Raw genomic sequence first — 11,676 nt, 5'->3', positions numbered from 1 at the left:
CCCGCAGGCCCGCAGATACTCTCAACCTCGTTCGAACACCACTCTCCCGTCAAACACGGTCAGATCCACCTCGACCTCAGTGATTCGATGCGGATCAAGCCCGAGCAACCCCCGATCCAGCACGCAGAGATCCGCCACCTTCCCCACCTCGACCGACCCCTTCCACCCCTCCGCGAAGTCCTGCCAAGCCGGCGTCGCCGTATACGCCCGCAACGCCGAGGCCAGCGTCACGCACTGCTCGGGCCCACTGGCCCGCCCACTCGCCTTGGACTCACGCAGCAGCATCGCGGCCACCCCCTGACGCCAGTCCGGCACGGTGATCGGCGCGTCGGAACTCGCGCACACCCGCACTCCCGCCTCGACAGCCGACCGCACCGGCCACTGGTACGCCGACCGCACCGGCCCCACGACCTCGTCCATCAGGTCGGAGATGGTCCACTTGATGCCGGGGTTCATATTGACCCCGTACCCGTGCGCCGCCAGCTTCGCCAGACTCTCCGCCCCGACGAAGTCACCGTGGATGACGTAGTGCCGGGCGTCGGGGCGAGGCGTTGCGGCATCGGCGGCGACGAAGGCATCGACGACGGTGTCGATGGCCCGGTCACCCGTGACGTGCACCCCGAGCTGGAATCCGGCCTCGTGCGCGACCCGGATCATCTCGCGCAGCTCGTCCACCTGAAGCGCGGGCGTGGCCCCGTGCACGCACAGGGCGCCGTGACCGCCCTCGGGATAGGGGTCGTTCATCCAGGCCGTACGGTTCGGCGGCACCCCGTCGGCGAAGATCTTGACGCCGATGGCGTTGAGGAGCCGGGGGTCGGCGGACTCGGGCCGGCGCAGTACGGCCAGCCCCTTGCGGACGTCGTCGGCGGAACCGCCCATGGGCGCGGGGAGGAGCAAAACGCTGATCCGGGCGGCGAGTTCACCCTCGGCGGCGAGTTCGGCGTACGCCGTCCAGTTGTCGGTGCTCAGCCCGCCGAAGAGGGTCCCGGTGCCGCCGGGCCCGAGCCCCGGCTCGGTGTAACTGGTGATCCCGCGCGAGTGCAGCTCACGCACCACCCCCTGGATGGCGAGGCGCCGCTCGGCGACGGTGGGGGAGGGCAGCCCGGCCTGCACGAGCCCCTGGGCGGCCTCGCGCAGGATGCCGGTGGGCTGCCCGTCGGGCCCGAGGTCGATGACACCACCACCGGGCGCCGCACTCTCCGCGTCGATCCCGCAGGCACGCAGCGCCGCACTGTTGACCCAGGTCATGTGCGAGGAGAAGTCGGTCAGACAGACGGGGTGCTCCGGCGCGACGGCGTCCAGATCCCGCCGATGCGGAAACCGCCGAGGATCGTCGAGACACTCGGCCAGATACCCGGGATCCCAGCCCAGCCCGACCACCCACTCCCCGGCCCGCGCGTCCCGCACCGCCCGCCCGACGGTCGCGACGATGTCGGCGATCGACCGAACCGCCGGATGACCGACGTCGATGGCGAAGGGCGGCTTGGTCATCCCGTACGCGGCGCCGTGCAGATGCGAGTCGTTGATACCGGGCAGAACGGTACGCCCGTTCAACTCGACCACCCGGGTATCCGGCCCGGCGAGAGCCCGCACCTCGGCGTCACTCCCGACGGCAACGATGTCCCGCCCACGCACGGCGACACCTTCCGCGACGGAGAAGTCACCGTCGACGGTGAGAACTTGACCGCCGGTCAGGATGAGGGTGGGGGAGTCGTCGTGGCTGCCGCTGCCGCTGCCGCTGCCGTGGCTGTTGCCGTTGTCGCTCACGCGAGGACCTCTTTCGCAGGGTTCACAGTGTTGGGGGTGTTGGTGGGCGTGGTGGTGTTGACCGGGTTCACGGCAGCGCTGGCGCCGGCGGCATTCACGGCCGCGATGGTGTTGACGGCGTTCACAGCCGCTGGGGTGTTGATGGCGGTGTCGGTCGCGGCGATGTTGATCGGGTTCACAGTCGCGGCGGTGTTGATGGAGGTGTCGGCCGCAACCGTGTTGATCGAGTTCACAGCCGACAGCCCGCAAGCCGACTTCACCGCCCCGCCCGCGGAGCGAAGTGCGCCAGCGCAGCCCCCGCCACCAGAGCGGAACCCTGCGCCATCTGCTGCCAGAAGGTCGGCACGTCCAGCAGTGTCAGCCCGTTCTGCAGGCTGCCGAGGAACAGCACGCCGAGCAGTACTCCCAGAACCGAGCCGGAACCGCCCGTCAGAGCGACGCCGCCCAGCAGTACGGCGGTCAGGACCGTCAGCTCGAACCCCGCCCCCGACGTCCCCGCGACCGTGCTGTCCAGTACCGATGCCTTGATCGCGCCGGCGAGCGCGGCGGCCACTCCGGTGACGACGAACAGTGCGAACGGCGTACGGCGGATGCTGATGCCCGACAGATACGCGGCCTCGCGGTTCACGCCGATCGCGAAGACATGCCGTCCCGCCGGTGTGAACGCCAGGAACAGGGCGCCCGCGACCAGTACCACCCCGGCGATGACCACCGGCGCCGCGATCCCGGCGATCCGCGAGCCGCCCAGCCAGGCGAACCCGGACCCGAACCCGCTCAGCGGCAACGGGAACAGCTGCTGCGCCAGTCCGCGTACGGCGGTCAGCATGCCCAGCGTGACGATGAACGCCGAGAGGCCGAAATAGCAGCACAGCACCCCGTTCACGGCACCGACCGCCGCTCCGGCCGCCAGGCCGCCCAGCACGGCGACCACCGGCGACTGCCCCTGCCCGGCCAGCCATCCGGCGACCAGGCCGCCCAGGGCGAGCGTCGAACCGACGGACAGATCCAGATACCCGCTGATCACCAGCAGGGCCAGCGGGACGGCGACGATGGCCAGCGTGGCCGCGTCGGTGGCGATTCCGCGCAGGTTGGCCGGGTCGAGGAAACTCCCCGTCGACACCTGGAACACCAGCACCATCACGGCCAGTACGACGATCAGCGGATGGCGTCGCACGGTACCGAGACCGCCCGCGGCGAGGGCGCGCGGGCGCACGAGGACGGAGTCGGCGGTGGTCATACTGCTCCTTCGGCGGGGGCGGACGGTTCGTGTGCGGGTGGGGTTTCGGAGACGTCGGCGGCGCCGGAGGGGGCAGAGGCTTTGGACAGGTCCGAGGTTTCGGTGGGAGCAGAGGTTTCGCACGAGGCAGAGGTTTCGGAGGCCTCGTGCACCGCCGACAGCAGTGCCTCCTCCGTCAGTTCGGCTCCCGACAGCTCGCCCACGACCCGGCCCCCGGCGACGACCAGGCACCGGTCGGCCAGGGTGACGATCTCCTCCGGGTCGCTGGAGGCGAACAGCACTGCTGTGCCCCGGTCTGCGGCCAGGGAGCGTACGACGCGGTAGATCTCCTGGCGGGCGCCCACGTCGACGCCCTGGGTCGGCTCGTCGAGGAGCAGTACGCGCAGGTCACGGGTGTGGTTGATCCACCGGCCGAGGACCAGTTTCTGCTGGTTGCCGCCGGAGAAGGAGGCCGCCGGCAGCCGGGGCCGCGCCGGACGCAGACCCACCGCGCCGGCCAGCGCCTCGAACACGCGCCGTTCGGCGCCGAGTGCGCGTACGCCGTAGCGGGACAGTGGGCGTACCGCCGGGAGCAGTGCGTTGTCGTGGGCGCTGAGTGTCGGGAACAGCCCCTGTCGGCGCCGGTCGGCCGGGACCAGGGCGATCCCGGCGGCCAGCGCGTCGCCGGGGCGGGCGGCGGCGACGGTACGGTCGCCGACGCGCACGGTGCCGCCGGACGCGCGGCGCCTGCCGTACAGGGTCTCCAGGATGCGCGTACGACCGGAGCCGATCAGTCCGTACAGGCCGACGCGTTCGCCGCCGGCCACGGCGAGGGTGACGGGCCCGAACCCGGGTCCGCGCAGTCCCTCCAGGACCAGGCCGCCGCCGGGGGAGCCCACACCCCGCGCCACTGGAGTGGCGGGGGAGGTCGTGACGCGGGGTGTGGTGTCGGTGGCGCCGGGGGAGGCGGCTCCGACCGGCCCATCCTCGACCGGCCTGTCCCCGACCGGCCTGTTCCCGTCAGGCCGGTCTCCAGCAGGGCGGTCCGCGTCGGGCAGGTTCGTGGCACGCCTGTCTCCGACAGGCCCGCCCCCGGCTTCCGTCTCGCCGTCCGCCGTGCGGCCGGCGATCGCGGCGACCAGGTCGCGCCGCCGCTGGCCCGCCCCCACCGACTGGTGGGCGATCCGGCCGTCGCGCAGCACGGTCACCGCGTCCGCGAGGCGTTCCACTTCCGCCAGCAGGTGGGTGACGTAGACGATGGCCAGGCCCTGGGTGCGCAGGTCCTCGACGCGTTCCGCGAGGGCGTCGCTCTCCGCCGTCGACAGCGCGGCCGTCGGTTCGTCGAGGACCAGGACCGAGGCGCTGCGGCTGAGGGCCTTGGCGATCTCCACCAACTGGCGCTGGCCCATGGGGAGTTCACCGACCCGGTCGCGGGGTGAGCAGGTCGCCGCGACCCGTTCGAGGAGGCCTGCGGCGACCTTCTCCTGGGCGCGGCGGTCGATCCGGCCGTACCGGGTCCACTCCTGGCCTAGGAAGATGTTCTCGGAGACGGTGAGCGCGTCGACCACGCTCAGCGTCTGGAAGATGATCGCCACGCCCGCCGTGATGGACTCGCGGGGGCTCAAGCGTTCGTAGGATCTTCCGCCCACCTCGATCGTGCCGGAGTCCGGCGGGTACGCGCCGCCGAGGCACTTGATGAGGGTCGACTTGCCGGCGCCGTTGTGGCCGAGCAAGGCGTGGACCTGTCCCATCGGCACGGTCAGGTCCACGCCGTCCAGTGCCAGGACCCCGCCGAACGACTTGGTCAGCCCGCGGATCCGGAGGCTTGCCTCGGTCATGACGGCCGCCTAGCCGTTCTGGGCGAGCAGCGCGTCGATCTTCGCCGTGTCGCGGGGGCCGACCAGCGCGATCGGTACCTCCACGCCCGGGTTCGCCTTGCCCGCGGCGACCGCGAGCGGGACGTCGACGATGGCGTTCGCGATGTCCTGCGGGGCGAGTGCGGCCGAGGCGCGGTAGAAGGTGCCCGCCTTGATCGCGAGGAGCGAGGGCGCCGCGCCGTCCTGGCCGCCGACGAACGTCTTCGCGTCGTCCTTCGCCCGCCCCGTCTGCTCCAGCGCCTTGTACCCGCCGTACGCCGAGGCATCCGTGACCCCGAGCAGCAGGTTGAGGTCGGGGTGCTTGGCCAGCACGGCCTTGGTCTTGCTCAGGCCCGTGTCCGGGTCGATGGCCTGCTCCTGGGCGACCACGTCGACGCCCGGCGCGAGCTTGGTGAAGGCGTCGATCATGCCCTTGGTGCGTTCGCGGCCCAGTTCGATCGTGCTGTCGGTGAGGAAGGCGATCTTGCCCTTGCCGCCCAGGTTCTCCAGCGCCCACTTGGCCGCCGCCTCGCCGAGCAGCGTGCCGCCCTCCCGGAAACTGAACCGGATGTCGGCGCTCTGGTTCTCCAGCGTGCCGCCGTACGTCACCCAGATCAGGCCCGCGTCCAGCGCGGCCTTGGCGATCGCTTCGGCGGCCTCGAACACCATCGGGAACGACACGATCGCGGGGGTCTTGCGGGCGACCCAGGTGTTGAGGTTGGTGGCCTGGGTGTCGGCGCTGCTGCCGTCGCTGGTCGTCAGCAGGGACACGCCGTGCTTCTTGGCGGCGGCGGTGGAGAGCTTCACCAGCGTGGCGTAGAGCGGGAGTTGGGTGAACGGGTAGTCCAGACCGATCTTCGTCAGGGGTTCGCGGGAGGCGTCGGCGGCCTGCTGCCCCGACGACGCCGTGTCGCTGCCGGGTGCCGAACAGCCGGCGGCGGCGAGGGCGGCGACGGCCGCGCCGGACCAGGCGAGGAACTGTCTGCGCGAGGCCGCCGAGTCGGCGAACGGGGTTGTGATCATGGCGGTGCTCTCCCGGGGGACGTGCCCGTCGGGGACGGGCTGCGAGGGGCTTGCGACGCTGCCGGCGGTGAGGACCGGCCGTGCCGAACAGAAAAGACCCCGGGGCGCCGCGGCACCATCCGTACAAATACCGACCGTCGAAACAAATACCGACCGTCGAACATCGGCCGTCGAACACCGACCCCGTCCCGCTCGCCCCACCCCGGCGGTCGGTCCGGGACCAATCCGGTTACTTCCCGGTGAACGTCTTGCCCGACACGGGCCGCACCCCTAGCGTTAGGGGCCAAACGACTTCGCTCCTGGACGACTCCTGGACGACTCCCGGGCAGCCCCCGGAGGCACGCATGCTCAGCCACCACCAGATCGCGGCGGCCACCCGCATCGGCATGCTCACGCGCGAGCGCGACACCGTCTCGGCCTGCGCCCAGGCCCTGGACGAACTCGCCCGCGCGCTGCCGCTGGACGTGGCGACCCTGCTCTCCATCGACCCGCTGACCGGCGCACACGTCCAGATCGCCGGTATCGGCTACACCGCCGAGAACTCCCAGGCGCTGGCCGCCGAGTTCGTCGGCACGCCTTGGTACCGCAACGTCGTACGCCAGGACGTGCCGCCCTCCATCTCCGAGGACGCCGGCGACGACCCCGGCCAGCGCTTTCGGCACGGCTGGTTCTACGCGGAGCGGGTCCGCCCGGCCGGTCTGCGCGACGCGATCACCGGGGCGCTCCGGCACGACGGGCGCCTCGTCGGCCTCATCACCCTCTCCACCCGCCACCCCGACGCCTACGACACCGAGGCCCGCCGCCTCCTCGCCTCCGTGATCCCCGCTCTCGGCGCGCTGGTCGACCCGACGGCACACACCGGCGACCTGCACGGACTGCCGCCCGAGGGCGCGGCGAGCCTGGTCGCCGACGGCGGCAGCCTCGACCTGCCGGGCCGGGAGCGGGCCCGGGTCGCGGCGGACGAGGAATTCCGCCCGCTGCTGCGCGCCTTCGCCGAGACGGGCGGCCGGCGCCTGCGACTGCTGTGGCCGCTCGACGGCACGTGGTACCGCGTCTCACTGCACCGCCACACCACGTCCCCGGGACTGACAGGCCCGGCGGTGGCGGTCCTGGTCCACGAAACCCCGACCGAACTGCCGTACGGGCTGAGCCCGCGCGAGCTGGAGGTACTCACCCGGGCCGCCACCGGCCAGACCAACCAGGCCATCGCCCAGGCCCTGTTCCTGTCCCCGCGCACGGTGCACAGCCACATCGAACACCTGCTCCGCAAAACAGGCGCCGCCTCCCGAGCCGAGGCGACTGCCCTCGCGGTCCGCGACGGCCTGCTGCGCCCGACCCCGGACCACCTGGGCCACTTCGTGGAACGAGGCGCCAAGGAGAGCACCGACCGCCACGGCCCTTCCCGCAAGCTCCGCCCGTCCCGCTGACCCCGGGGCTCCTGCACCCGGCCCCGGACCCCGTGGGCCACATCGTCGAGCCCGGCCCGCGTACGACGCCCCACGCCACGTTCCCCAAGAGCGCGGCCCACTGCACCGAACCCGGCGGCGCCGTACCCCCCTCTTCGTAACCCCTCTCCGCAACCCGTCCCCGCGCCCCCTCCCCACAACCACCCCCGCCGCACTGAACCCACCCGCCCCCCACCCCGTATCTCTCCACGAAGCCGACGGCCCAGCCGCCCTCGGCTCCGTGCAGCCGTTCGCAGGGAAGGGGAGCAGAGTGTCGACACCGCCCGCACCGGGCCGGCCGGAACGCCGCCGGACCCTGGAGCCGACGCGTGTGCTGCGTCGGCGTCGTACCGAGGCGCTGGCGCAGCTCATGCGGGAGCACGACGAGGCGATGGCCGGGATGCCCGAGGGGTACGAGGACGTGGTCCTGCCCCGGCCGGTGCCCGGGGCCGAGGACGCGACGCAGGAGTTGCCGCCCGTCGTCCCGAGACGGACGCGCCGGCGTGCCGAGGAGCGGGAGCGTGCGCAAGCGGCCGTCGGCGGGTTCGGGTTCGGGCCGAATCTGCGGCGGGCGGCCGTCGTGGTCGCCGTCGGGGCCGCCGCGCTGGTCGGGTTCGGGTCCGCCCTGCTGCTGCCGGGCAATGCCCAGGGGGAGGAGGCCCGGCCGCTGCCCTCCGCGACTCCCACGGCCGTGCCCAGCCAGTCGGCGCCGGCCGCTGCCGACCCGGACGGGCCCGGCACCCTCCGGGAAGGGGACAGCGGTCCCGAGGTGACCGATCTGCAGGAGCGGCTGCTGCGTATCCCGGACGTCTACAAGGACGGCGCCACCAGCGGCAGTTACGACACCGCCCTGACCGAGGCCGTGGCCCGCTTCCAGCTCTGGTACGGCATCCGGGGCGACGAGAACGGTGTCTACGGCGACGACACGCGCAAGGATCTGGAGTCCCGTACGGCGTCCTGAGCGGAGCGCCCTCGGGGGCCGTCCTCGTTCGCCCTCAGCGGGCGGCGTGGGTGTCGACCAGGGCCTGGGTGACCGCGCGGATGCTGCGGGCGATGTGCTGGAGCTGGAGCACCTCGGCGGCGTACATCTTGATCGTGTGCTCGATGACCGACTCGCTCAGGCCGAGGCCCGGCAGGTCGGCGCGGGCCGTCTGGAGGGCGGTGCGGGCGACCCGGATCTCGTGCTGCACCTGGATGTGCGCGTGGCGGGCCAGCAGGACGGGGTGGCGGATCAGCGTCGGGTAGCCCGCGTAGCGCGTCGGCACCAGCTCGCGCAGCCATCTGACCGCCGAGCGTTCCCAGTCGTAGCTGCCGGGGATCTTGACCTGACACGGCCAGTCCGGGCCGGTCCGTGTGGCGATCGTGGAGGTCAGAGGCATGGGCTTCGCTTCCGGGAGTACGGCGTCGACGGGGTGGCGACGGTGTTCAGCGGCCCCGGCCTAGGGGATGGCCGGGGCCGCAACGGGCGTTCGCGCAGGCGACACCCGTCCGGACACCCGAGGCGCCGACGCGGGTAGGAGACGGCGGCAGCGGGTCCGTGAGCAGTATTTATATATGCCGTCTGCTTTGCAAGAAGTATGAAAAAATTCATCCACAAAACGGGATGAACACCCATACCGCCCGTCTCGGGCTCAGTCCCGTAGGAAGAACTGGTGCAGATCGGCGCTCTGCTCGTACTCCTCCAGGCGCCCCTGGGTCCGCTCCGGATCGGCGTCCGTCATGGCCTGGAGCAGCGCGGCGGACAGCACCACGGGCCCGGCGTAGGAGTCGAACACCAGCCGTGAGCCGGTGCCGGTGGCGAAGGTGACGTCGGCCTCGTCGGCCAGCGGGCCCAGCGCCAGGTCGGTGATCAGGGCCACCCGCAGCCCCGCCCGCCGGGCCACCCGCACCGCCGTGAGCGTCTCCTGCGCGTGCCGGGGCATCGAGAAGGCCAGCGCCCAGGTGCCCCCGGCCTCCCGCGACTGCAGGAGCGCGTCGTAGGCGACGCTGCCGCCCTGGGTCACCAGTCGTACGTCGGGGTGGATACGGCGGGCGGCGTAGGCGAAGTACTCGGCCAGCGACCCGGAGATGCGCAGCCCGAGCACGGTCAGCGGGGTCGAGCGCGACAGGCTGCGGCCGACCTCGATCACCCGGTCGGGGTCGGCGAAGTCCCGCCGCAGGTTCTCCAGGTTGGCGATCTCGGCGTCCACGGCTTCCTGGAGTTCGTTGCTGCGGTTCTCCTCCGCCGTGCCCGGCGCGCTGGCGAGGGTGCTGAGCGCGATGGCCTGGAGCCGCTCGCGCAGCGCGGGGTAGCCGCTGAAGCCGACGGCCGCCGCGAACCGGGTCACGGACGGCTGGCTCACGCCGACCCGGTCCGCGAGGTCGGTGATCGACAGGAACGCGGCCTCGGTGATGTGCTCGATCAGGTACTGCGCGATGCGCCGCTGCCCGGGGGAGAGCCGGGGTCCGTCGAACAGTTCCCGCAGCCGGGAGGCCGGCGCCGCCTCGGCCTCGGGGGCGGTCTTCCCCGAGGTGATCGCGGACGCCTGGGCGCGTGCCTGCTGCGGCGATGGCACCGATGTGCCTCGTTCGTCTCCCACAGCGAGTCAACATAGCTCACCGTTCACCTGCGGAAGATCGTGATCGAGTGCCCGACCTCGTCGACCTCGTGGCTGCTGTGGATCAGCCGAGCCAGCTCGCCCTTCGCCTTCGCGATCGAGGAGTCCGACACCACCAGCAGTCCGTGCACCCTCCGTTCGGGCTGCCGGCGCGGATCGGCGGAGCGGATCCCGTAGTACGACGGCACCCCGCTGCCCTTGTAGACGAGCCAGACCCGCTGTCCCGCGTACCGGTCCCGCAGCCGGTCCGCGAGCCTGCCGAGGTCCTGGCCCCAGTCGACGTTGGAGTCGTGCAGCCGCTCGTGCGTCCTCGCCGTACCGCCGAACGCCTCGTTGCTGTACGGCAGATAGAAGGGGAAGGTCCGCAGCGAACTGACCATCACGAACGCCAACAGCCCCGCCGCGACGAACGGCACCCACCGCCGCCGCAGCGCGAGCACACCGATCGCCGCCAGCGCCCCGAACATCGGCACGAAGACGGCGTACCGCACCCCGAAGTTCCGCTCGCCCTCCATCGCGGCGGCCAGCAGTACGGCCGTGGGAAGCAGCAAGTAGGGTGCCACCGGACGGAGTTGATGGACCGTCACGAATGCGACCGTGCCCGCCGCCCACAGCGCGAGCATGCCCAGCGGTGTCTTCACCAGGAGCGCGGCCGGCAGGTAGTACCAGAGTGAACCCTCGTAGTGCCGCCCGAAGAGGAAGCCCTCCCAGTGCGCGTTCTCCAGGCCGAACTGCATGCGCAGACCGTCGCGGTAGGCCTCGGGGAAGGGCAGCAGACCGATCAGATGTCCGCGCAGTCCGTGCACCGCCGGGACCTGGCCGGCCGTCGGCGCCCAGCGCAGCCGGGGGTCGACGACGAGGTACGACGCCCATACGACGGCCACCGCGACCAGCGCCACCGCAGCCGCGCCCGCGACAGCCCGCAGGAGCAGTTTGCGGCGGGCCTCCGGAGCAGGGGTCCGCCGGGCGTGCCACACCGACAGGCCCGCCAGCAGGAGCAGTACCGGGAGCGCGGCCAGGGTGTTCATCTTCGTCGCCACGGCCGCCCCGAGCGCGACCCCGGCGAGCGGGAGGTACAGGCGGGGCCGTCGCCGGGCCCGCCACAGCAGCCACACCGACGTCAGGACGAACCCGGCCGCCGGGACGTCGAGCGTGGCCAGCGAGCCGTGCGCGATCACGTCCGGGGAGAAGGCGTACAGGGCGAGTGCCCCCAACCCGCCCCGCGCACCGGCGAGTTCGGTGCCGAAGGCGAACACCACCAGGCCGAACAGCAGCGTCAGCACGATCACCGGGAGCCGCGCCCACAGCATCAGGCGCCAGGGGTCGTTGCCGGACTCGTAGAGCAGATGGCGGCCCACCTGGCCCTGGTTGCCGGTGTAGTGCCGGTCGAAGTGCGGGTCGGCCGCGAACACCCCGGTGGCGACGATCAGTTTGCCCAGCGGCGGGTGTTCGGGGTTGAGGCGCAGGCTGTGCTCGTGGAGGTAGACGGCCGCCGTGCCGACGTACACGGGCTCGTCGATGGTGGGCGTCTGCTCGACCGCCGTGGTGATCATCGCGACGGCCAGCTGGAGGAGCAGGACGGCCACGGCGAGCGGGACCAGGACGCGCCGGTGGCGTCTCAGCCGGGCGAGGAGCAGGGCGCGGCGAGTCGGCGCCGCGGGCGGGGCGGGAGCGGCACCCGGGAGCACCTCCGCCGGGGGAGTCCCGGGGGCGAGAAGCGTGTGCCGGTCGCGCGTCATCGTCCGCACCGCGGCGACGCCGACCGCGCGGTG

The 11,676-nt window shown here is 72.3% G+C and carries 10 protein-coding genes; 2 read left to right on the top strand and 8 right to left on the bottom strand.

Going from position 1 to position 11,676, the window contains the following annotated elements:
• Nucleotides 1–21: 21 nt before the first annotated feature.
• From CW359_RS25555 to CW359_RS25535, 5 genes are read right to left on the bottom strand one after another with little or no spacing between them, the layout of a single operon-like run.
• On the bottom strand, nt 22–1,767 hold the full coding sequence (locus CW359_RS25555; protein ID WP_105972458.1) for an amidohydrolase: 1,746 nt from the start codon (nt 1,765–1,767) through the stop codon (nt 22–24).
• Nucleotides 1,764–2,000, bottom strand: coding sequence for a hypothetical protein (locus CW359_RS25550; protein ID WP_105972457.1), 237 nt, complete (start codon nt 1,998–2,000; stop codon nt 1,764–1,766). The genes CW359_RS25555 and CW359_RS25550 overlap by 4 nt, the downstream gene beginning before the upstream one ends.
• Before the next feature lie 23 nt (nt 2,001–2,023).
• Nucleotides 2,024–3,004 (bottom strand): ABC transporter permease, encoded by a 981-nt coding sequence (locus CW359_RS25545; protein WP_105972456.1) that lies wholly within the window; start codon nt 3,002–3,004, stop codon nt 2,024–2,026.
• Complete coding sequence (locus tag CW359_RS25540; RefSeq protein ID WP_105972455.1) at nt 3,001–4,821, bottom strand: sugar ABC transporter ATP-binding protein; 1,821 nt, start codon at nt 4,819–4,821, stop codon at nt 3,001–3,003. Before CW359_RS25540 ends, CW359_RS25545 begins: the two co-directional genes overlap by 4 nt.
• Nucleotides 4,822–4,830: 9 nt before the next feature.
• Nucleotides 4,831–5,862 carry a sugar ABC transporter substrate-binding protein gene (locus CW359_RS25535; RefSeq protein ID WP_105972454.1) on the bottom strand — a complete coding sequence of 344 codons (1,032 nt, stop codon included), beginning with the start codon at nt 5,860–5,862 and terminating at the stop codon, nt 4,831–4,833.
• Nucleotides 5,863–6,206: 344 nt separating this feature from the next.
• On the opposite strand from CW359_RS25535, the gene CW359_RS25530 reads away from it, so the two are divergent.
• Entirely contained in the window at nt 6,207–7,289 is a 1,083-nt protein-coding gene (locus CW359_RS25530) for a helix-turn-helix transcriptional regulator (protein WP_105972453.1), read from the top strand.
• Nucleotides 7,290–7,578: 289 nt separating this feature from the next.
• Nucleotides 7,579–8,268, top strand: coding sequence for a peptidoglycan-binding domain-containing protein (locus tag CW359_RS25525; protein ID WP_198655379.1), 690 nt, complete (start codon nt 7,579–7,581; stop codon nt 8,266–8,268).
• A 34-nt stretch (nt 8,269–8,302) separates the two neighbouring features.
• Here CW359_RS25525 and CW359_RS25520 read toward each other — a convergent pair whose 3' ends face one another.
• The 3 genes from CW359_RS25520 to CW359_RS25510 all read right to left on the bottom strand — a co-directional run bounded on the left by CW359_RS25520 (nt 8,303) and on the right by CW359_RS25510 (nt 11,643).
• Nucleotides 8,303–8,686: a hypothetical protein gene (locus CW359_RS25520; protein WP_105972452.1), complete on the bottom strand. Its 384-nt coding sequence runs from the start codon at nt 8,684–8,686 to the stop codon at nt 8,303–8,305.
• A 252-nt stretch (nt 8,687–8,938) separates the two neighbouring features.
• Complete coding sequence (locus tag CW359_RS25515; RefSeq protein WP_105972451.1) at nt 8,939–9,862, bottom strand: MurR/RpiR family transcriptional regulator; 924 nt, start codon at nt 9,860–9,862, stop codon at nt 8,939–8,941.
• A 47-nt stretch (nt 9,863–9,909) separates the two neighbouring features.
• Nucleotides 9,910–11,643 carry an ArnT family glycosyltransferase gene (locus tag CW359_RS25510; RefSeq protein WP_105972450.1) on the bottom strand — a complete coding sequence of 578 codons (1,734 nt, stop codon included), beginning with the start codon at nt 11,641–11,643 and terminating at the stop codon, nt 9,910–9,912.
• Nucleotides 11,644–11,676: the final 33 nt, after the last annotated feature.

This window comes from Streptomyces geranii, from assembly GCF_002954775.1.
Classification (GTDB): domain Bacteria; phylum Actinomycetota; class Actinomycetes; order Streptomycetales; family Streptomycetaceae; genus Streptomyces; species Streptomyces geranii.
The sequence above is the reverse complement of the archived record's forward strand: the minus strand, read 5'-3'. Positions and strand labels throughout refer to the sequence as shown.